At 63.1% G+C, this 21,036-nt stretch carries 22 protein-coding genes and 1 tRNA gene; 6 read left to right on the top strand and 17 right to left on the bottom strand.

The features are described from left to right. Window positions 1-249: 249 nt before the first annotated feature. Window positions 250-2,175: a CBS domain-containing protein gene (locus tag DQG19_RS10370; RefSeq protein ID WP_116126189.1), complete on the bottom strand. Its 1,926-nt coding sequence runs from the start codon at window positions 2,173-2,175 to the stop codon at window positions 250-252. Between the two features lie 308 nt (window positions 2,176-2,483). Between DQG19_RS10370 and DQG19_RS10375 the strand changes: the two genes are divergently transcribed. Beyond that, window positions 2,484-4,037: a glycine--tRNA ligase gene (locus DQG19_RS10375; protein ID WP_116126190.1), complete on the top strand. Its 1,554-nt coding sequence runs from the start codon at window positions 2,484-2,486 to the stop codon at window positions 4,035-4,037. Window positions 4,038-4,192: 155 nt separating this feature from the next. Here DQG19_RS10375 and DQG19_RS10380 read toward each other — a convergent pair whose 3' ends face one another. From DQG19_RS10380 to DQG19_RS10415, 8 genes are all read right to left on the bottom strand, one after another. Next, on the bottom strand, window positions 4,193-5,179 hold the full coding sequence (locus tag DQG19_RS10380; RefSeq protein ID WP_232826487.1) for a M28 family peptidase: 987 nt from the start codon (window positions 5,177-5,179) through the stop codon (window positions 4,193-4,195). A 47-nt stretch (window positions 5,180-5,226) separates the two neighbouring features. After that, window positions 5,227-5,667, bottom strand: coding sequence for a hypothetical protein (locus DQG19_RS10385; protein ID WP_116126192.1), 441 nt, complete (start codon window positions 5,665-5,667; stop codon window positions 5,227-5,229). A gap of 76 nt (window positions 5,668-5,743) precedes the next feature. Then, a complete protein-coding gene (locus DQG19_RS10390; RefSeq protein ID WP_198661716.1) occupies window positions 5,744-6,577 on the bottom strand; it encodes a TPM domain-containing protein in 834 nt (277 codons plus the stop codon). Between the two features lie 32 nt (window positions 6,578-6,609). Then, window positions 6,610-7,041: a TPM domain-containing protein gene (locus DQG19_RS10395; RefSeq protein WP_116126193.1), complete on the bottom strand. Its 432-nt coding sequence runs from the start codon at window positions 7,039-7,041 to the stop codon at window positions 6,610-6,612. Then, window positions 7,041-7,628 (bottom strand): LemA family protein, encoded by a 588-nt coding sequence (locus tag DQG19_RS10400; protein ID WP_116126194.1) that lies wholly within the window; start codon window positions 7,626-7,628, stop codon window positions 7,041-7,043. The genes DQG19_RS10395 and DQG19_RS10400 overlap by 1 nt, the downstream gene beginning before the upstream one ends. Beyond that, complete coding sequence (meaB, locus tag DQG19_RS10405) at window positions 7,625-8,608, bottom strand: methylmalonyl Co-A mutase-associated GTPase MeaB (protein WP_232826488.1); 984 nt, start codon at window positions 8,606-8,608, stop codon at window positions 7,625-7,627. Before meaB ends, DQG19_RS10400 begins: the two co-directional genes overlap by 4 nt. An 8-nt stretch (window positions 8,609-8,616) precedes the next feature. After that, window positions 8,617-9,660: a potassium channel family protein gene (locus tag DQG19_RS10410; protein WP_116126196.1), complete on the bottom strand. Its 1,044-nt coding sequence runs from the start codon at window positions 9,658-9,660 to the stop codon at window positions 8,617-8,619. A gap of 144 nt (window positions 9,661-9,804) precedes the next feature. Continuing rightward, window positions 9,805-11,070 (bottom strand): glutamate-5-semialdehyde dehydrogenase, encoded by a 1,266-nt coding sequence (locus DQG19_RS10415; protein WP_116126197.1) that lies wholly within the window; start codon window positions 11,068-11,070, stop codon window positions 9,805-9,807. Between the two features lie 301 nt (window positions 11,071-11,371). Here DQG19_RS10415 and mce point away from each other — a divergent pair, with 301 nt between their 5' ends. From mce to purN, 3 genes are all read left to right on the top strand, one after another. Further along, on the top strand, window positions 11,372-11,779 hold the full coding sequence (gene mce / locus DQG19_RS10420; RefSeq protein ID WP_116126198.1) for a methylmalonyl-CoA epimerase: 408 nt from the start codon (window positions 11,372-11,374) through the stop codon (window positions 11,777-11,779). Beyond that, the gene (locus DQG19_RS10425) at window positions 11,776-13,032 is read left to right on the top strand and encodes an MFS transporter (protein WP_232826489.1); all 1,257 of its coding nucleotides are present in this window, start codon (window positions 11,776-11,778) and stop codon (window positions 13,030-13,032) included. The genes mce and DQG19_RS10425 overlap by 4 nt, the downstream gene beginning before the upstream one ends. A 139-nt stretch (window positions 13,033-13,171) precedes the next feature. Continuing rightward, window positions 13,172-13,738 carry a phosphoribosylglycinamide formyltransferase gene (gene purN, locus DQG19_RS10430; RefSeq protein ID WP_116126199.1) on the top strand — a complete coding sequence of 189 codons (567 nt, stop codon included), beginning with the start codon at window positions 13,172-13,174 and terminating at the stop codon, window positions 13,736-13,738. A 137-nt stretch (window positions 13,739-13,875) separates the two neighbouring features. Here purN and DQG19_RS10435 read toward each other — a convergent pair whose 3' ends face one another. From DQG19_RS10435 to DQG19_RS10470, 8 genes are all read right to left on the bottom strand, one after another. Continuing rightward, on the bottom strand, window positions 13,876-14,658 hold the full coding sequence (locus tag DQG19_RS10435; RefSeq protein WP_116126200.1) for a hypothetical protein: 783 nt from the start codon (window positions 14,656-14,658) through the stop codon (window positions 13,876-13,878). A 9-nt stretch (window positions 14,659-14,667) separates the two neighbouring features. Next, entirely contained in the window at window positions 14,668-14,883 is a 216-nt protein-coding gene (locus DQG19_RS10440; protein ID WP_116126201.1) for a hypothetical protein, read from the bottom strand. A 74-nt stretch (window positions 14,884-14,957) separates the two neighbouring features. After that, window positions 14,958-15,224 carry a hypothetical protein gene (locus DQG19_RS10445; protein WP_116126202.1) on the bottom strand — a complete coding sequence of 89 codons (267 nt, stop codon included), beginning with the start codon at window positions 15,222-15,224 and terminating at the stop codon, window positions 14,958-14,960. Between the two features lie 103 nt (window positions 15,225-15,327). Next, entirely contained in the window at window positions 15,328-16,353 is a 1,026-nt protein-coding gene (locus DQG19_RS10450; protein WP_116126203.1) for a VWA domain-containing protein, read from the bottom strand. A gap of 60 nt (window positions 16,354-16,413) precedes the next feature. Further along, a complete protein-coding gene (locus tag DQG19_RS10455; RefSeq protein ID WP_116126204.1) occupies window positions 16,414-16,983 on the bottom strand; it encodes a hypothetical protein in 570 nt (189 codons plus the stop codon). 8 nt (window positions 16,984-16,991) lie between these two features. After that, window positions 16,992-17,999: a vWA domain-containing protein gene (locus DQG19_RS10460; RefSeq protein WP_232826490.1), complete on the bottom strand. Its 1,008-nt coding sequence runs from the start codon at window positions 17,997-17,999 to the stop codon at window positions 16,992-16,994. Continuing rightward, window positions 17,999-18,973, bottom strand: a complete 975-nt coding sequence (locus tag DQG19_RS10465; RefSeq protein ID WP_116126206.1) for a hypothetical protein — start codon at window positions 18,971-18,973, stop codon at window positions 17,999-18,001. The genes DQG19_RS10460 and DQG19_RS10465 overlap by 1 nt, the downstream gene beginning before the upstream one ends. A 116-nt stretch (window positions 18,974-19,089) precedes the next feature. Continuing rightward, entirely contained in the window at window positions 19,090-20,256 is a 1,167-nt protein-coding gene (locus tag DQG19_RS10470) for a class I SAM-dependent methyltransferase (RefSeq protein WP_116126207.1), read from the bottom strand. Between the two features lie 153 nt (window positions 20,257-20,409). Between DQG19_RS10470 and DQG19_RS10475 the strand changes: the two genes are divergently transcribed. Further along, on the top strand, window positions 20,410-20,772 hold the full coding sequence (locus DQG19_RS10475; RefSeq protein ID WP_116126208.1) for a SnoaL-like domain-containing protein: 363 nt from the start codon (window positions 20,410-20,412) through the stop codon (window positions 20,770-20,772). A 169-nt stretch (window positions 20,773-20,941) separates the two neighbouring features. Continuing rightward, a tRNA-Leu gene (locus tag DQG19_RS10480) sits at window positions 20,942-21,023 on the top strand. Window positions 21,024-21,036 lie beyond the last annotated feature (13 nt).

Genomic DNA, 21,036 nt, shown 5'->3' on the forward strand with positions numbered 1-21,036 from the left:
GTAAAGCGAGCATCCCCGCAAATGGTAACTAGTAGATGGTAATTGGTAAATCGTATATCCCCCTCCACGAGAGCAGCGAACATCCTTACACGAGCGAAGCAAGCTGAGCCGTCAAACGAGCAAAGCGAGCATCCCCGCAAATGGTAATTAGCAGATGGTAATTGGTAAATCGTATATCCCCCTCCACGAGCAAAGCGAGCATCCCCACAAATGGTAATTAGTAAATCTTACATTTTAAATCCCTTACCCCTACTTCAGCCGCTCAATCAACCGGCCAGCCACCCGCAGAAAGTCCATCTCCGTAATGATACCTACCAGCTCATCGTCCTTGACCACGGGCACGCAGCCGATCCGGCCGCCGCGCATAATCTCCATGGCTTCGTTGATGGTGGTCTGGGGCGTTACCGTCACCGGATTCGAGATCATCAGGTCGCCGACCGTCCGGTAGTCGTTCATGTTGTTGTTGATGCGCCCCTTCTGGATGTAGTAGCGCAGCAGCTTGCGGGTGGTCACCAGGCCGCAGAGGTGACCGTCCTCGTCTTCGACGGGCAGGTAGCGCAGTTTGCGCCAGTCCATTAGGTCGCCCACGAGTTCCAGGAGGTCCGATTCCCGGACGGTAAACAGATCGGTCTCCATGAATTCCTCCACGCGCAACCCCACCGGGCGGTAATGCTTGAGGTCTTCCACCTTGGGGATGGGCCACCGGTGCACCGGTTCCTGCTCCAGCTGGCACTTCACCATATGCGAGGTCAGGATGGTCACGGCCTCGTCGCGGTTGACCCGCTCGGTCAGGTGGGTAAAGGACTTCAGCAGCCAGCGAGCGCCGTTCTGGTGTACTTCGGCCCGCCCCTGGATGACGCTCAGGTACCGCTCGATGTCGGCCTGGTCGATGCCCTGGGCCTGTAGCCCGTCGTAGGCCAGCGGCAGCAGTTCCTGCAGGATGAGGTCACGACAACTGATCTTCTGGTTGTTGAACCAAGTAAACTGGGTATCGATACCGAATTTGGCGGCCTTGCTGAAGTTGTCCTTCACGTCGGCGAAGCTCATGTGCTCGCGGATGTCCTTGTATTTGTGGGCCATACCCATCATCAGGCCCAGCCAGAAGGCGGCGTTGGCCGTCTGGTCGAGTACGGTGGGTCCGGCGGGCAGTACGCGGTTCTCGATGCGCAGGTGCGGCATGCCGTTGTCGCTGATGCCGTAGCAGGGGCGGTTCCAGCGGTATACGGTACCGTTGTGCACCTGCAGGGCGCGCAGCTTGGGAATCTTGCGCTGGGCAATGGTTTCCAGGCTGTCCTCGTCGATGTCGGTACCGAGCAGGACGCGGAAGCGCGCGATGTCCTCCTTGTAAATCTCCATGAGGCTGTGTTCCAGCCAGCGGGTACCGAAGCTTACGCGCGGCTCGCTCTGCCGCATGTGTTCCTTGCTGGTGCGTACGTCAAGCGACTGCTGGAAAAGGGCGATGCGCGACTCGTGCCACAGCCGCTTACCGAAGACCAGCGGCGAGTTGGCGGCGATGGCCAGGATGGGGGCAGCCACCGCCTGAGCGATATTGTAGAGCGGTACGAAGGTATCCGGGGTCACCTGTAGGTGCACCTGGTAGCTGGTGTTGCAGGCCTCCAGCAGGGGGCTGTCGTGGTGGATGTGCAGCTCGTCGATGCCCTGCAGGTTGAGCTCGAAACCGCGCTCGTTCTTTTGCTGGGCCTTGATGGCCTCGATCAGGGCGAGGTAGCGCGGCTTGGGCGTGAGGTTCTCGAGGGCGAGGTCGAACTTGCGCAGGGTAGGCAGGATGCCGGTAAGGACCAGGTGGGCGTTCTGCCCCTTGGCGGCCTCCTTCACGATGCGCAGCTGGTGCATGTTTTCCTCCTCCATCTTGCGCAGGGCGTCGCCCTTGAAGACGCGGGGCGTGAAGTTGGTTTCCAGGTTGAAGCGCGCGATCTCCGTGGTGGCCCAGGGGTACTCCTTGAGCTTCTTGAGCACGTTGATGTTCTTGGGCGTGGGCTTCAGCGTCTTTTTGTCGACCAGGCACATCTCCTGCTCGGCCCCGATCCGGATCGTGTCGGTCTCGAACCACTCGTGGCGGAGCATGTACTCCAGCGCCTGCACGTCCTGGAGAAGGTGGTGCGTGAAGGCCGAGTGGCTCTCCTGGGTAGGTACGTTTACTTTCTCTTCTCCCATGGGTATGTCGTGTTGGCGCTCAAGGTACACCGCTGTAACCGGTGGCGGGGCCGCAGGTGCAGGGCAAGTATATAAAAGGCTGAATTTTTGGTGATTAGTACCGTTGGCGCCGGTTTCACGGGTTTTTGCGGTACGGTTCCTGCGTACTAGGCTCCCGGGTTGAGGGCCTCCAGGCCCGATGGCCCCGCGCGACCCGATTCAGCAGACCGGGCCGGAGGCCCTCAGCCCAGGCTTCCGTCTTCGCCATCGGCCCGGCACCCGCGCCCCGCCGCCCAATGCCTATCTTCGCGCCCTAAATTTTAGCATGTATGGCCACCGAGATCGACTTCAAAGCCCTCACGTCCCACGCCAAGGAGAACGGATTCATTTACCAGAGCAGCGAGATCTACGACGGACTGGCCGCCGCCTACGACTACGGCCCCAATGGCGTACTGCTGAAGAACAACCTTAAGGAGTACTGGTGGCGCAGCATGGTGCAGCTGCACGACAATATCGTGGGCATCGACGCGGCCATCTTCATGCACCCCAAGACCTGGAAGGCCTCCGGCCACGTCGACGCCTTCAACGATCCGCTGATCGACAACAAGGACTCCAAGAAGCGCTTCCGGGCCGACGTCCTTATCGAGGACTACCTGGACAAGATCGAGGCCAAGATCAACAAGGAAGTCGCCAAGGGGCAAAAACGCTTCGGCGACGCCTTCGACGAGGCCGAGTTCCGCGCGACCAACCCCAACGTGCAGCGCTACGTGAAGGAGTACGACGGCGTAGCCAAGCGCCTCGCCACCGCCATGACCGACGGCGACATGGCCGAGCTAAAGCAGATCATCGAGGACCTCAGTATCAGCGAGCCCGATACCGGCAGCAAGAACTGGACCGACGTGCGGCAGTTCAACCTCATGTTCTCCACCCAGCTCGGCAACATCGCCGGCGAGGAAGGCAAGCTGTACCTCCGGCCCGAGACCGCCCAGGGCATCTTCGTCAACTTCACCAACGTTCAGAAGACGACCCGCCAGAAGCTGCCCTTCGGCATCGCCCAGATCGGCAAGGCCTTCCGCAACGAGATCGTCGCCCGCCAGTTCATCTTCCGCATGCGGGAATTCGAGCAGATGGAGATGCAGTTCTTCATCCAGCCCGGCACCCAGCAGGAGTGGTACGAGCAGTGGAAAGAGGCCCGCATGAAGTGGCACCGTGCCCTGCACCCCGCCGACAAGCTGCGCTTCCACGACCACGACAACCTGGCACACTACGCCGACGCGGCCGTCGATATCCAGTTCGAATTCCCCTTCGGCTTCAAGGAACTCGAGGGCATACACAGCCGCACCGACTTCGACCTCGGCGCCCACCAGGAGCTTTCCGGGAAGAAACTGCAGTACTTCGACCCCGAAACCAAGGAGAGCTACGTGCCCTACGTCGTGGAAACTTCCATCGGTGCCGACCGCCTCTTCCTGGCCACCCTCACCCACGCCCTGCGCGACGAGCAGGTACCCGGCCAGGACGACCCGAACAACACGCGTACCGTACTTGCCCTGCACCCCGCGCTCGCGCCGATCAAGGCCGCCATCATGCCCCTCAAGCGCAACGACGACCGGCTGGTCGGCATGGCCAAAGAGATCTTCGACGACCTCCGCTTCCGCTTTGAAGTGCAGTACGACGATACCGGCTCCATCGGCAAGCTCTACCGCCGCCAGGACGCCGTGGGCACCCCCTTCTGCATCACCGTCGATTTCGACAGCCTCGAGGACGGCACCGTCACCGTGCGTGACCGGGATACGCTGGAGCAAGTGCGGGTGAAGAAGGAGGACCTGGCCGGGATGATCGGGCCTAAGGTGGATATGGGGTCGCTACTTCGCTCCGCTCAGTAGAGAGTGTCCGGAGGTAAAGGAAGGTCAGGGAGGTTCACCGCAGAGAAACAAAGGGACGCTAAGGTGCGCAGAACCAAGGCATAGCTCCGCGAACCTTGGCGGTACTCCTTCCCTCTGCGGTAGACCTCCTACTCCTTTGCCACCCTCAGTAATCTCTACAGCGTACCAGCAGCCTCCCGAAACACAGTAGCCAGCACCACCTGCCCGGCAGCCCGCAGCGTACGCTTATCGATCACGTCCATGTTGTCGTTACCGGTGTGCCAGTGGTCGACGAACTGCCCCTCGGCGTCCTTGGGGAGGTTGATGATGTCGATGGTGGGGATGTTGGCGATGGTGTTGACGTAATAGTGGTCGTCGATGACCGCTCCTCCGCGTTCGTTGACGTAGTAGCTACCGTACCCCATGCTGTTGGCGAGCCGCCACACCTTGCCGACGATGGTCGGCGCGTACTTTTCGGAGTAGCTTTCCACGGCGAAGTTCGCGTCGCGGGCCCCCACCATATCCAGCAGGATACCGAAGCGGGGCTTGGGCGCCTGGACATTTTTCGCGTAGTACTGCGAACCGAGTCCCCAGCTGTTGCCGCCGCCACCCCCGGACTTTCCGTAGTCCTCGGCGTCGAAAAGAACGATGTCCACGCCAATGTCGGGCTTGTTCATCCCCAGCTGCCGGGCTACCTCGAGCAGTACCCCTACCCCGCTGCCGCCGTCGTCGGCCCCGTTGACCACGGCGTTCGGGTCGTCCTCAAGGTCGCTGTCGGCGAAGGGGCGGGTATCCCAGTGGGCGGAAAGGAGGATACGGTCTTCCAGTTCGGGCGAATAGCGGGCGATGATGTTCGTGGCACTCAGGGGCGTCCCGTCAAAGGCCACGGCCTCGAAGTTCTGCTCGCGCACTTCGGCGCCGAAGGATTCCAGCTTGTCCACCAGCCACTTCCGGGTCCGGGCGTGGGCCTCGCTGTTCACGACGCGGGGGCCGAAGGCCACCTGCTGCTCCACGTAGGCGTAGGCACTGTCGCGGTCGAATTTCGGCACCGGCTTCGCCTCCCTGGGCGGGGGCGCGGGTGCCATGTCCTCGATCGGCTGTTTGGCATCGTTGGCGCAGGCGGCCAGCATCAGCACGCACAGAAGTAGCAAAAATCGTTGCAAAACGTCAGTATTTTATGCGGACCCGGGAGGTCGGTGGGTACCCGGAATTACTTGGTGACCAGTTCGGCGTCCGTCAGAACGTACATCAGTTGGTTGATGTTCTCGTCGTTCAGGTGCAGCTTGCCGCGCAGGGTGATGCGCTCGGTGCGGTACTTGACCGGCTCGGACGCGGTCACTTCCATCACCGTCTCCGGACCCGCGCCCCCGCAGAAGAAGCACATGTTGTAGGGAAAGGCACTGAAGACGAATTCGTTGTGGCTTTTATAGCCCTCCACGGGGACGATATAACCACTTATTTCGATGGTCTCCCCCTCCATGGCCCGCACGTCCTTGCCGAAGACCGGCACGTCGACCTTGAAGCCCAGGAGTTCGTCGTACTTCTTTTCGAAGCTGACCTTGGCCAGGTCCTGCCACACGGAAGCCGGGGCGGACTGGGCGTAGCCCACTGCGGAGGAAATGAAGAGGCTGAGAAGGAACAGGTAGCGCATAGAGAAAGGGTTGGACGAAGATATACCTAACGCCCTGCCGGAGCAAAGGGCTGTCAACAAAGCGTTAAGGCCACGGCTACCAGCCACCGCCGGCACCGCCGCCGCCGAAGCCGCCGCCACCGAAGCCGCCAAATCCACCACCGCCGCCGCCGCCGAAGCCACCACCACCACCGCCACCGCCGCCGAAGCCGCCAGGCAGGATGAACCAGCCGCCGCCGCGCCGCCGCCGCTTGTGGCCGTCGTAGGGACCGCCCCGCCAGTAGCCGCCGTCGTCGTCATCGTCGTCATCGTGCCGGTTACCGAAGCGGCTGATCAGCATAAAGATGATGAAGATGAAAATGAATACGAAGATCGGCGGGATACCGGGTTTGTTCTCCGGTACCTCGTCGGCGGTATACTCTCCCTTACCCGCGTCCATGATGGCCTGGGCGGCCCCGGAGATTCCGGCGTAGTAGTCTCCCCGACGGAAAGCCGGCGTCATAATGTTGCGGATGATGCGGCCCGCCCGGGCATCGGGCAGAAAGCCCTCCACCCCGTAGCCGGTCTGGATGTAGATCTTGCGGTCGTCGCGGGCTACGTAGATCAGCACCCCGTTGTCCTTCTCCGGCGAACCACCGATACCCCAGGACTCGGCGATGGCGAGGCTGCGGTCGAAGACCGGCTGGCCCTGTAGGGAGGCTTCCGTCACCACCGCGATCTGGGTAGACGTCTCCGCGGCGTAGGCATTGAGCGCCTGCGTCAGCTGCGCCTGCTGGGCGGAGGTCATCAGGCCGGCGAAGTCGTTGACCAGCTGATTCGTGCTCCGCGGCACCTTGGGCTGGGCGAGCAGCGACAGGGAGGTCACCACCAGTACCAGCAGGGCCGCCCAGCGGGCTAGCCTGAAATTCGTTTTTCGTAGGTACTGGTTCACGGGATGGACTTGTAGCGCAGGGCACGGGGCGCCTACTTGTTATAGCTGATTTCGTCGGGTAGCTCGTTTACGTCGTCGGTCTGGTAGGGGAAGTATTCCTTCAGGTTGCGGCCGATCTGCTGGATGGCCAGCTCGATGCCGGTGGCAAAGTCGCCGCGCCGGAAGTGCTGCTGCATGAGGTCGCGCTCGCTGTCCCAGAAATCCTTCGGCACCACCTTGTTGATCCCCTCGTCTCCGAGGATGGCAAATTCCCGGCGGTCGACGGCCAGCAGGATCAGGACGCCATTGCGGTCCTGTGTGCTGTCCATCCCGAGCTCGTGGAAGAGGCGCTTGGCCACCTCGAGGGCGGGCTTGCGCGCACCGACTTCCACGTGTACGCGGATCTCCCCCGAAGTAGCGAGCTCGGCCTCGCGAATGGCGCCGACGATGCGGCTTTCTTCCTCCTTGTTGAAAAATCGGACCATTAAAATTCTACCGTCGGGGCGTTTTGGGCGCCGGCTTCGGCCTGGAATTGCGGCTTCTGGTCAAATCCGAAGACGGTAGCGAAGACGGCACCGGGGAAGCGCCGCACCTGCTTGTTGTACTCGGTGGCGGTTTCGTTGAAGCGGCTGCGGGCTACGGCGATGCGGTTTTCGGTACCGGCCAGCTCGTCCTGGAGGGCCTGAAATTGCTGGTTGGACTGCAGTTGCGGGTAGGCTTCCGCGGTGGCCAGCAGGCGTCCGAGCCCCTGCGAAACCTGGGCCTGGGCGGCCTGGAACTGTTCCAGCATCTCGGGCGAGAGGTCGTTGGCGTTGATGTTGATCGAGCTGGCCTTGGCGCGGGCCTCGGTCACGGCCTCCAGCGTACCTCGCTCGAATTCGGCGGCCCCCTTGACGGTGTTCACCAGGTTGGGGATCAGGTCAGAACGGCGCTGGTACTGGGTCTCTACGTCGGACCATACCTGCTCCACGTTCTCCTCGGCGTCCACGAAGCCGTTGTAGCTGCTGCAGCCCGCGATGAGCAGGATGGCCAGTATGCCTACGACAACGGCGAGGGTAGTAAATGATCTCATGGTTTCTCTGATTTTAAAAACTCCGCCAGTATAACACCGGCGGCCGCTGGAATGGTGATGTGTTTGTCGAGTCGGTGGCGTAGTTCGTCGGTTCCCGCCCCGCCCGCATCCAGGTAAACGTCAAGCTTTCTTAGCAGTTCGCGCCGCACCTGCTCGCGCAGCCACTGTACGCGCTGGTCGGCGCGGCGGCGGTCGATCTCCCGCGTGAGCCGTTCCCGGTACCGTTCCAGCCGGTCGGCCGCCTCGGGAATGCCGGCGCCCGTCAGGGCGCTGGCGATCGCCACCTCTACCGTCCAGCCGTCGGGCCGGGCGGGGGCGAGGTGCAGGCCCCGGCGCAGCTCGGCCGCCGCCAGCCGCGCCTCCCGCGGCAGGGCATCGGCCTTGTTCACGATCAGGTGGTCGGCCAGTTCCAGGATGCCGCGCTTGATGCCCTGCAGGTCATCGCCCGCGGCGGGCTGTCCGAGCAGCAAGAAGGCATCCGTCATCCCGTGCACCTGCCATTCGGCCTGGCCCACGCCTACGGTTTCCACGATCACATAGTCGTAGCCCGCCGCCTCGCAGAGCAGTACGGCCGCCCGGCTGGCGGGGCCCACGCCGCCCAGTTCACCGGCGTTGGGGCTGGGCCGTATATATGCCTGTGGCTCGCGGGTAAGCAGTTCCATGCGGGTCTTGTCGCCCAGGATGCTGCCGCCGCTGAGGCTGCTGGTCGGGTCGATCGCCAGCACCGCGAGCCGGTGGCCCCGGCGGAGCAGCTCGAGCCCCAAGGCCTCGATGAAGGTTGACTTCCCCACCCCTGGCGTACCGCTGATGCCGAGCCGGAAGGTCGGCCGCACGGGCGGGCGGCGCTCGGCGAGCGCGATCAGCTCGGCGGCGGCGGCACGGTCCGCGGGCCGGCTGCTCTCCACCAGGGTGATGGCCCTGCCCAGGGCCCGCCGGTGGCGCGGCGATTGCAGGTCGGCAAAGAGGGCGGCGGGGTCCATGGCGCGCATCAGCTATGCAGGTCGAAGAGTTGGCGGAGGGCGCCGATCTGCTCGGGGTTGCCCACCACGATAAAGCTTCCTCCGGGTTCCAGCACCGTTTCGGGGCCCGGGTTCACCTGGTATTTGCCGCCCCCCAGGCGGTGGCCGATGATGTTGATGCCCGTGCTCGCCCGCAGGTGGAGGTCGGCGATGGGTTTGCCCCGGTACTGGTCCGGGATCTGGTCGTAGCGCAGTTCCTCGAAGCCGATATCGGCCGACAGCTCATTCGTGATGAAGCTGAAGAACTCGATCGCCCCGGGCTTGGAGATCAGGGTGGCCATGTAGAAGCCGCCAATCTGCTCCGGCATGATCACGTGGCTGGCTCCCGCCTTGATCATCTTCTGCCGCCCCCGCACCTCCTTGGCCCGGCTCACGATCCGGAGTTTTGGATTCAGGTCCTTGGACGACAGGACAATGAAGAGGTTGTCGCTATCGTCGTTCAGGGCGGTGATGAGGGAATCGGCCCGCTCGATGCCCGCGGCGAAGAGGGCATCGTCGTGGGTGGCGTCGTCGAAAACGTACAGGATATCGTCGTCTTCCTCCAGCAGGGGCTGTAGCTTCTCGGGGTCCTGCTCGATGATCACGAACGGCTCGCCGTGCAGCTGCAGGTGGCTCACGATTTCGCGGCCGTACTTGCCGTAGCCGCACACGATGGTATGCCCGTCAAGTTTGGCGATCTTCGACTGAATCCGGTTGTACTGCATGGTCTCGAATAATCTTCCGTCAAAAACGTAGTAGGAAAAGGCCGCCAGCACGTAGCCCACGATGCCGATGTTGACCACCACCAGTCCCGAGACGAACAGCCGCCCGGCGTCCGACAGCGGCCGCACCTCCCCAAAGCCCACCGTCGAGATCGTAATCACCGACATGTAAAAGGCCTCCAGCGCGGTGTACCCCTCGATCAGCATCAGCCCGAGCGTACCGACCCCCATCGTCAGGATGAGCAGTACGACCGCCAGCCGCAGGTCCAGGGCATTGGAGGAAAGGTTCAGTCCGGAAAAGCGGCGGGCCATGGGGTAAAGGTAGTTGGTGCGTTACTGAGGTGGTGGGTTGGTGCATTACTGCATTACTGCATTGGCGCGTTTATGTGGTGCATACCCCTCGCTGCGCTCGGGTGGGTGCGGGTCAACGCAGCAATTCAGCAATTCACCAATGCACTAACGCACCTGCCCCCCACCCCGCACCAGCCACTTATAGCTGGTCAGCGCCTCCAGGCCCATCGGCCCGCGGGCGTGCAGTTTCTGGGTGCTGATGCCGATCTCGGCTCCGAGCTCGAACTGGCCGCCGTCGGTGAAGGCGGTGCTGCTGTTCACGTACACCACGGCCGCATCCACCTCGCGGAGGTAGCGTTCCTGGTTTACCTCGTCGTCGCTCACGATGCTCTCGCTGTGGCGGCTGCCGTACCGGGCCACGTGGGCGATGGCCTCCTCGATACCTTCCACCACCTTCACGGACATCGCCATACGGAGGAATTCGGTACCAAAGGAATCTTCGTTGGCGTGTTTGAGCAGGTCGGCGGGGTATTGGCCTTCCAGCGCCGCGTAGGCATCGGAGTCGGCGTACACTTCACAGCGGTGGGTACTCCCCAGCGGTTCCAGCAGGAAGGGCAGCTTACCGAGTTGCGCTTGGTGCAGCAGCAAGCAGTCGAGGGCATTGCACACGCTCACGCGGCGCGCCTTGGCATTAGTAATAATGTCTTTGGCCCAGTCCAGATTGGCCGGCGCATCCACGTAAGTGTGACAAATACCGGCACCGGTTTCGATGACGGGCACCGTAGCGTTGGCCCGCACGTGGTCGATCAGTCCCTGGCTGCCGCGGGGGATGATCACGTCGACCAGTCCGTCGGCGGTCAGGATGGGCTGCAGGGCCCCGCGCTCGGCGGGGGCCAGGTAGCAGGCGGGCGGCAGATCGGTATCGGCAAGGGCCCGGTCGATGAGCTTTTTGATCGCGCGGTTGCTGTCGGCGGCGTCGCGGCTCCCCTTGAGTACGGTGGCGTTGCCGGCCTTGAGGTTGAGGGCGAATACATCAAAGGTGACGTTGGGCCGCGACTCGAATACGATGCCCACTACCCCGATCGGTACGCTCACCCGGCTCAGTTGCAGGCCGTTGGCGAGGATACGGTCCTCGAGCGTACGGCCCAGTGGCGAGGGCAGGCCGGCCACCCGGCGCAAGTCGGCGGCGATGGCCCGCAGGCGGTCCTCGTTGAGCAGCAGGCGGTCGTATTTCGGGTTGTTGCTGTCCATTCGTGACAGGTCCGCGCGGTTCGCGGCCAGCAAGTCCTCCATTTCTGACTCCGCCAGATCGGCCAGCCGGCACAGGCAGGCGTTGAGGCGGTCCGGGGAGAGGCGGTTGAGAAGGGCGGCGGCGGCGCGCAGGTGCTGCAGTTCACCGCGTATATCGGTAGGGGTCTGGGTATCGGTCATGGTGCTCCTCGGGTTACTTGGACGGTCAAAAATAGGGGATTCAGCCTGCAACCAGCTAACCAGCAACCTGACAACCCACACCCCCACTCCGGGCATCGGATGAGGCCTCGCTGCGCTTGGCTCGCATCCGATGACCTCCGCTAACCCGTAACCAGCACCCAGCACCCCGACAACCCCCACCCCCCAAAAGACGTTGTCCACCGGACAAGTACCGCTAACCCCGACGCGGCCGATTGCCCCACCCGAAAGCCCTACCCTACGGACGCCCCGCGCACCCGCGTCCCCGCCAAACGAAAACCCCATGCGACTTGAACACATCGGCATCGCGGTGACCCACCTCGACGAAAGCGAAGACCTTCTGCAGCGCCTCCTCGGCCGCGGCAGCTACAAGCGGGAAACCGTGGCCGAGCAGTCCGTGACCACCAGCTTCTTCACGGGCGGATCGGGGGAGGCGAAGCTCGAACTCGTCGCTCCGGAAGGGGCGGCCGGTCCAATCCAGAAGTATCTCGAGAAGCGCGGCCCCGGCATTCACCACCTGGCCTTCGAGGTTGACGATATTGCCGCGGAGATGCGGCGGCTGAAGGACGATGGCTTCGAACTACTGCAGGAACTGCCCAGCGAGGGGGCCGACAACAAGCTCGTCTGCTTCCTCCACCCCAAAAGCACCAACGGCGTGCTGGTCGAGATCTGTCAAACCCGCCGCGAATGATCCACGAGAAGCGCCTGCTGCTGATCCTGGCGACCGTGCAGTTCTGTCACATTATCGACTTCATGATCGTCATGCCGCTGGGCAAGACCATCATGCGGGAATTCTCCATCGCCCCGGGTCAGTTTGCCTGGGTGGTGAGCTCATACGCCCTGGCGGCCTTCCTCGGCAACCTGGTGAGTACGGTGGTGATCGACCGCTTCGACCGGCGCGCGGCCCTGCTTTTTCTGTTCTCCTGCTTCACGGTGGGTACCCTGGCGTGCGCCTTCGCGCCTACGTACGGTTTCCTGCTGGCGGCCCGCTTCGGTACCGGCCTGTTCGGGGGTACGCTCGGGGCGCTGGTGCTGGCCATCGTGGGCGACGTGATCCCGCTGGAGCGGCGTGCCTCGGCCATGGGCTGGGTGATGACGGCCTTTTCGGCGGCCAGCGTCGTCGGGGTACCGGCGGGTATCTGGATCGCAGCGGAGTTTGGCTGGAGCACCCCCTTCCTCGCTACGGCCGCGCTGGCGGCGGCCTTCGTCACCGTTGCGTTCTTCTTCGTGCCCTCCATGCGCGGTCATTTGGTGGAGCAGACCATCGTGCCCGGGGGAGACATGGGCGAAGTCGGCGACGACCCCGAGGCGCAGCTCCTGCAACCCCGCTCGGTGAGCAGCAAGATCGCGGCTCCCTTCCGCGCCATCTTCACCAACCCCAACCAGCGTGCGGCCCTGCTTTTCACCCTCACCCTGATGCTGGGCCACTTCACGATCATCCCCTTCATTGCGCCGTACATGCAGATCAACGTGGGCTTCGCCGACAAGCAGGTGAGCCTGATCTACCTGATCGGGGGCTTGCTGACGGTGGTGCTGCTGCCGCTCTTCGGCCGGCTGGCGGACCGCTACGGGCGGCTGCGGGTATTCACGATCGCCTCAGTACTGGCGCTTTTCAGCATCTTCGCGATCACCAACCTGGATACGGACTCCATCCCGATCGCCCTGTTGGTGACCAGTTCCTTCTTCGTGGTGGCCAGCGGCCGCAACGTACCCGCCACGACCATGGTCACCTCCGTAGTGCGCCCCGAGAACCGCGGCGGCTTCATGAGCATCCGGCAGTCGGTCAACGAACTGGCGCTGTTCTTCAGCAGCGCGGTGGCGGGCTTCATCATCACCGAGGGCCCCGACGGAAAGCTGGAGCACTACGAAGTGCTGGGCTACTTCACTATTCTCATGAGCATCGTGGCGGTGTTCGCCGCGCGGCGGATTCGGGCGGTCGCTTGATTGGCGCGTTGTTGAATTACTGCATTGGTGCGTTGGCCCGCATGCCATCTACCCCTCGCTGTGATCGGGTGGGGCCATGCGGGCTAACGCACCAATGCGCAACGCACCAATTCACCAACGAATTTCCGTTCTTGCAACCATGAGCAAACGCATAGCCATCTTCGTCAGCGGCGGGGGCAGCAACGCCCGCGTGATGATCGACCGCTTTCAGGCGTATCCCGAGGACGGCGTGCAGGCGGTACTGCTCGTCAGCAACAAGGCTTCGGCCGGCGGCCTCACGGTGGCGGCGGAGCGCGGGGTGCCGAGCCTCGTGGTGAAGCGGAGCGACTGGGCGTCGGGCGGGGAACTGCTCCGGGCCCTCGAGGAATACAAGGTCGACCTGATCGTACTCGCCGGCTTTCTGTGGCTGATCCCGCCCTATCTGGTACAGGCCTACCCGAAACGGATCGTCAACATCCACCCCGCCCTGCTCCCCCAGTACGGCGGCAAGGGGATGTACGGCAAGCACGTACACGCGGCGGTGAAGGAGGCCGGAGAAACGGAGAGCGGCATCACCATCCACTACGTCAACGAGAACTACGACGAGGGCAGCATCATCTACCAGGCGGCCGTGCGCCTCGATCCCGACGACTCACCGGAGCAGATCGCCGAGCGGGTACTGCGGCTGGAGCACGGGAATTACTGGCGCATCGTACGCGAGCTGTAGCCGCCTCCGTACAACGCTGCCTCCGGCAGCGGAAGTACGATGCTGCCTCCGGCAGCGCAGTAGAACGAGGTTTCCAACCGCGAAGTAAGACGAGCTCTCCGAGCGCGATGCTCCCCGCGGCCGGAAGCCACCTCCTCCTAATACACCTCCACCGGCGAGCGGTAGCCATTCTCCCCCTCCACCAGTTTCAGGTAGGTCAGGTTCAGGTTCTTCAGCTCATCATACTTCAGGACCATCATGTGACCCTTGATCCGGTAGAAGCGATCGACGTGGGGGTCAGATGGCGGAGCGTCCTGCGTGAGCGGGCGGCGGCGGACGGCCTTCAGGCTGATCGTCTTCAACCCACCGTCGGCGGCCAGTTCGTAGTCAACCAGTAGTCCCATGTAGAGGTAGCTCCCGGCCGCCGTATCCTGCACGGCATTTACGCTGACCAGTTCGATGTCCTCTACCGTGTCGCGCTCCAGGTTGTATTCGGCCCGGGGGAAGTCGAAGAATTCGCCCTTCAGGGTATAGTGCCAGTTGTTGCGGTAGCGGAAGAGCTTGTAGCGGCGGTCCCACTTCCGGCTGCGCACCACCTTGCGGGCGGCGAAACCCGTCAGTCCTGCCAGCAGGCAGAGACTACCCTGATGGAGGACGATCCAGCGTAGGTCGTTTTCGACTCCGGCCAGTGCTGCGGTTACGGAGTCGCCGGAAACCAATTCGCCAAGGGCGGAAAGGCTCGGTGCCGGCGTAAACAGCTGCCCGAGCCAGTACCAGACCAATTGAAACATCAGGCTGGGCACGATGGTAGCCGTGAAGACCAGAAAGAGATTCTCCCGAAAATATTGCTGTGAAAATTCCTCGCTGTAGTACAGTCGTCGGAATGCGATGCCAGGCAACAGAAGGATGAAGAGAACAACGGTAGACAGCGCCAGGCTCATCCCCGTAAGTTACTGGCCTTCCTCCAATCCGTTTTCCCGCTCGTACTGCACGGTACGAAAGCGGGCATTTTCCAGGTCGCCCCGCTGCAAAGCGAGGACCGCATCCATCAGACGCTCGGCGTTGACCGGGTGGCTCACGATCTCGCGCACCCGCTCGCTCATGAGCGGGGGATCTGAGTGCCAGAAGGTCGTCTGGCGCTTGGTCTTGTCGGTGTGGTCGGCCATGGGTATAAAACTAACGATTTTTCGGGCATGGCTGTTTCCGACCCTTCGAAAGCGCTAATCTTTTTTCCGCTGACTTATTCGCGATCGAACTTCCGTCGGGCGATATCCCAGTTCGCTTTGGCCTCGGACAACCGCTTGCTTGCCCCTTCGATCATGGTTCTCAGTTCTTCTACCCCCAGCTTGACGGCGCTCTCCCCTTTGCCCACGGCGGCGTGTAGTTTGGCGTCGTCATCGACCCAGAAGGTCAGGAATGCGAACGGGTCCGCGGGGTCATCGCGAAATTCAAGGTAATACCCGTCGTTGTCGACTTCGGAGCCGAAGGTGGTATGGTACGTTTTCATCGTTATATCTGGGAGGTGTACTGGCTTGGGATACCTCGGGGGGCTTCGGGTCATCGCGGCCGGAGGCCGCACTGTACCGGCGCTGCCAGGAGGCAGCATCGTACTACACCTCGTACCGCTCCGCTACCCGCCGGTCCTTGCGCCCCAGGGTAGCATCGATCAGCAGCAGCAGCACGGCCGGAGCCAGAAACCAGTAAAAGTAGCTGTCGTAACTGCTGAACTCTTGCGTCTCGAATTCCTGCTTCTCGATGCGGTCCACCTGGGCGCGCAGGGCCTGCGCCAGGTTCTCGCTGTCGCCGCTGAGGGCGAAATAGGCACCCCCGCCGCTGTTGGCGATCTCTTCGAGCGTGGCCGCGTCGGCATTGGTCGTGGCGGGTCCGCCACCCGGCTCGCGGATGTAGTCGCTGCGCCCGTTATTGAGCTGCACCGGCATCAGGCTGCCGCTGGCTTGTCCTACGCCTACGGTGTAGACCAGCAATCCGGCCTCGTGGGCCGCGGCGGCGGCGGAAGCGGCGGCCCCGGCGTGATCCTCGCCGTCGGAGACGATGATCAGCGCACGGTGGTTGGCGCTTTCCGGGTCGAAGGCGGCCTCCGCGGTAGTGATGGCCTCGGCCAGGTTGGTACCCTGGGCGCTGATCTGGTAGGGGGCGGCGGTGCTCACCACGCTCTTCACGAAGGCGTAGTCGGTGGTCAGCGGGGCGGCCATCACGGCAGTGCAGGTAAAGAGCTCCACGCCGATGTTGTTGCCCTTTAGTTCGTCGATGAGGGTATTGGTGAAAAAGCGCGCGCGGTCCATCCGGCTCGGCTTCACATCCTCGGCCCGCATGGAGTTGCTGATGTCGAGAGCCACGACCAGGTCGATGCCCCGCCGCTTGATCTCTTCCCGCTGCGCCGACCACTGCGGATTGGCCAGGGCGATGACCAGGAGGGGCAGGCTGATGGCGAGCAGGATAAATTTCGTCCACGGCAGCCGCCGGTTTACGCCGGGGGCCAGGTAGTCCAGCAGTTCCCGGTCGGCGAAGCGGTCCAGCGCCGCCCGCCGCTGTCGCCAGTACCAGAAGAACAGCCCGACGACGATCGGTACCAGCAGCAGGAGCCAGAGGTAATCGGGATGTTCTACTCTAAACATGGGTAATCGTTGTAGAAAGGAAGCTAAAGGTACGGCTTGTCCGGGGAGCCTTCCAGGGCCCTACCGCAGCTTGATGTCCTTGATGATCTTCAGGATGTCCGGCGTCATCTCCTTCGGCATCTCGAAGGTGTCGCGGCGGTAGTCCGACCAGGCCCGCTCCTCCTTTACCTGCGCCTTGATCTCCTTCTGCAGTGGGCGCAACAGGTGGTGCAGGTCCGGGAACTGCTTCATCAGGTCCTGCACGACCCGCTCGCTCTCGTCCATGCTATTGCTGGGGAAGAGGTCGACCTGGGCGGCGATCTCGATACGGCGGCGCTGCTTCGAGTAGAACCATTCCTGCAGTTCCTCGGCGTCGATGGCGCCGCGGGCGTCGGCCGACCAGATCAGGATGTTGTACAGCTCCGCCACCTTCAACGCGGGTACGCCCTCGCTCAGCCGGAACAGCAGTTCGGTGACGCCCGCCGCGGGCAGCAGGTCCAGGAGGTCGGACAGCTGCGCGAACATGCGCTCGTCGAAGGACACCTGCTCGTAGCCGGGTTTGCCTTCGATGTTCATCAGGTTGTAGATCACGGCGAGCTGCTGCCGTGCGGCGCTGCCCGGGCCGGAAGAGGGGGAGGAAAGCGAACTCATATACGTCGTTAAGGGATCGTACGTAACACGGTATACCGCAGGAGGGTTTCCAGCAGCAGCAGCGCGAAGCCGAGCCACAGAAAGCGGCCGAATTGCTCCTCGTAGCGCTTGAAGACGGTCGTCTCGATCTCGGTCTTCTCCAGTTCGTCGATGTAGTCGTAGATGCTTTCCAGTTCTTCGGTGTCGCGGGCCCGGAAGTAGCGGCCGTCGGTCTCCTCGGCGATGTAGGCCAGCAACTTGTCGTCTACCGTGCCGCGCGTAGGCTTGAAGCGGTAGCGGCCGCCCCCGATCGGCGCGGAGGGCATCAGGGTCTCCTCGCCGCTGCCCACCCCGATGGTGTACACCCGGATACCGAACTGCTTGGCGATCTCGGCGGCCACTTCTGGCTTGTGGCGGTCGCCGGCGTTGTTTTCCCCGTCGGTGAGCAGGATGATGATCTTCGAGGCGGCCTCGCTGTCCTTCAGGCGGTTAATGGCCGTCTCCAGACCGAGACCGATCGCGGTGCCGTCGGTGATCTCGCCCATCTGCAGCTCGCCGATGAAGCGGTCGATGATCTCTTTGTCCACCGTCAGCGGCGCCTTCGTATAGGCCTCCCCGGCGTAGGCCACCAGCCCGATGCGGTCGTATTCGCGGCGGCTGACGAAGTCGCGGGCCACCTGCTTGGCCACCTCCAGGCGGTTGGGCTGAAAATCCTGGGCGCCCATGCTGGTCGACAGGTCCATGGTGAGCACGATATCGATGCCCTCGGCGGTGACCGACTCCTCGCTCAGGTCGAGGCGGGGGCGGGCCAGGGCCACGATCATCAGCACCAGGGCAGCTACGCGCAGCAGGGGCAGGAAGGGGCGCAGGGTACTCCGCCAGCTCGTCAGTCCGTCCACCGACCGGGTACTCGGCAGGCGCAGGCTCACGATCCGCTCGCCGGCGCGCCGCTGGTTCCAGAGGTAGAGCAGCACCGGCACCACCGCGAGGGGCAGCAGCCAGGGATACACGAAATTGAATTGGTTCCACCAGCCCATCAGGAGAGGTCTTTGGGGGAAGACGCCTCGGCGAGGTCCCCGGTTTCGATTTCCGGGGCGGGCCTCGTTTCCACGACAAACTCCCGTACCCGTGCCAAATTGCGGGGGTGCAGTTCCTCAGCCGGGGTGGCCTGCGCGAACTTCACGAGGTCGGAAAGCTGCAGCAGTTCACCCAGTTCACTGCGCTGCTCCCGGTCAAAGTCCGCCCGGGTGTCCAGGGCCGTCGTGATCTGCCGCGTCGTCATCTCCAGGGCCGGCACGTGGAAGCGGGCCTGCAGGTAGGTACGCAGGATGCGGGTCAGCTCCACGTAGTAGGCGTCGGTACGGCCCGCCTGCCACAGTTCCTGCTTTTTCAGTTCGTCCAGTTGGCGCAGGGCCGTTTCGTGGGGGGCGGGCGGCGGCGGGGGCGCAGGTGCGGCGGCCGTCCGGCGGCGCAGCGATTCCCGGTAGCCCAACCCGAGCAGCACGACTAACAGCAGGGCGAAGGCCCACCAGTAGTCCAGGAGGTTACGCGGCTCCTCGATGATGGGCTTGATGGGGAGAATATCGTCCTCGGCGGAAACAACGGCCCCCTTCACGGTCAGCAACAGGTCGTCGGTGTAGGTCGTATCGCGTACGCCGGCCGCAGTCTCGAAGAAGACCGGCAGCGGGGGTATGGTCACGTAGCCCGTATCGAAACTGGTGATCAGGAAGCGCTGCTCCAACAGCAGTTCCGGGGCTTCGGCGACGGTGCGCAGGTCCTCCTCCCGGATCACTTCGGCGCCCGGCAGGTCATCGATGGCCGCGCCCGACAGGGGGTACACCGTGGTGCCCGGCGGCGCGGAAATGTTGACGCTGAGGTAGATCTGGTCGCCGATGGTGATTTCCTTGCGTGCCAGTTCGGCCCGGGCATTGACGGTCCGGTTGGTGCTTTGCTGAGCAAGGATACCCCCCAGGGGCAACAGTAGCAGGATGATCAGGCAGCGCATGGGCATGGTGCGAAGGTACGGTAGTGGGTGGGGTTGGTGAATTGCTGCATTACTGCGTTGCTGCGTTTGCCCGTACGGCCGCGCGCAGCAAGCGAGAAATATCAGTAGGGTAACGCACCAACTCAACAACGCCCTTCCAGCAACTCCTCCAGGTAATGGCGCCGAACCCCAAAGCGTTCCTTCAGGGCTTCCCGCTGCACCTGCGCGCCGCCGCCGGTAGCACCGGGCTGTTTTACGGCCGTGATCATGACGTTCTTGGCGGTGTGCTCCAGGGGAATGAACTCGAATACCTTGGTCGCGTAGCCCTGCTCCTCCAGGTAGAGGGCCCGCAGGCCGTCGGTGAGCATGGCCGCCTGCCGCTCCAGCAGGATGCCGTGGTCGAGCAGGGGACGGAGGTCGGCGGGTACCTCCATGTCGCGGCGCACCTGCTTCTGGCAGCAGGGGGCGACGATCATGATCTCCGCCTGCGCCTGCAGGCCCTGGAAGAGAGCATCGTCGGTAGCGGTATCGCAGGCGTGCAGGGCGATAAGCATATCCAGGCGCTCGGGCTGGTAGCTGTCGATGTAGCCCTCCACGAAGTGCAGCCCGGTGAAGTTGTTCTCGGCTGCGATCTCCCGGCATTGCTCCACCAGCGCGGGACGCAGTTCAACCCCGGTGACGCGCACGTCCAGTCCCAGCGTATTGACGAGGTGGTCGTACAGCGCGAAGGTGAGGTAACCGCTGCCGGAGCCCATATCCACCACGTGGGCACCGGCGGGTAGCGGGTGCTGCTGCACGAGGCCGTCGATTATCTCTACGAACTTGTTGATCTGCTTGTACTTCCGGCGACCGGCCGCGGTCACCCGCCCCTCCGCGGTCGTGATGCCCAGGGCGTGCAGGTACGGGCGGTCGGCGGCTACGTCGCGGTGCTTGTCGCGGTTGTGCGCCAGCACGGGCGGCGCGTGGGTCACGGCGTCGCCGCGCAGGCGGGCGTTGCCTTTGCGGCTCTGCATGACGGAGAGCTTGGCGTCGGTGGTGAAGAGGTCGCCGTTGTAGTAAACGGTGACGAGTTGCTCGCGCAGGTAGGCCAGTCCGCTGTCGTAGTCGTAGTTCTTGGCTTCCTCCCGGTCGGCGTAGCGGTGGGTGACCTGCAGCAGGCGCTCGTCGCGGATCTCCACGGGGCGCGCGTAAAGATTCCGGGGGGTGGCGGGATCCTTGCGGCGGGGCTTGCTGAGCGTGAGTTTGACCAGCGCTCCGTCTTGCACGGCGCGTTCGGTAGTGGTCCAGAAAGTAGGCAGGGCGTCGGACATGCGGCAAAGGTAGGGCGGCGGGACGCGGGTGCGGGGCCAAGCGCGTTCATCCACCAACTTGGATTAAACACAATTCATTTAACTGAAATAGTTTAAACTATTATTTGTTTCGTTTTCCAGCCGACCCTAATTTAGTAGCCTCAACCAACTGCTATGACTACCCAGCAACTTGCCGACCGTTTGGTCGAACTCTGCCGCCAGCAACAATCCACCCAGGCGTACCGGGAACTTTTCGCTCAGAATGCCAGTAGCCACGAAATGCCCGGCGTTCCCGGTGGCGACGTATTCGGCCTTGATCACCTGATCGCCAAGAGCGAGGCCTACGACGAAGGCATGACCGTGCACGCCCTTACCTGTACGGAGCCGCTGGTCTACGAAAACTACTTCACCGTGGGCATGGGCATCGATGTCACCCGCGCAGACGGCAACCGCGTGCAGGAACACGAGATGTGCGTGTACCGGGTCCACAACGGCCAGATTGTGGAAGAGCGCTTCATCTACGAGATGCCGGGATAATCCCTCCCCACCGGCCTCCTCCGATGCGGTACGCGGATACTTGCCCCAGTTGGCCAGCAGGCAACCGCGAACCGGACGTGCCGTGCCCCGGCTGAGCGGGCCGGTGGCTCCCGTTTTTCATCCCCTTGCGCAATAAATTCAAAGATTGTACCTTTGCGGTCCTTTTTCCGCGGGTGTGGTGAAATTGGTATACACGCTAGATTTAGGATCTAGTGCCGCAAGGCGTGAAGGTTCGAGTCCTTTCACCCGCACACCTTTTCCGCC

The organism is Lewinella sp. IMCC34183 (assembly GCF_003390915.1).
Classification (GTDB): Bacteria; Bacteroidota; Bacteroidia; order Chitinophagales; family Saprospiraceae; genus Neolewinella.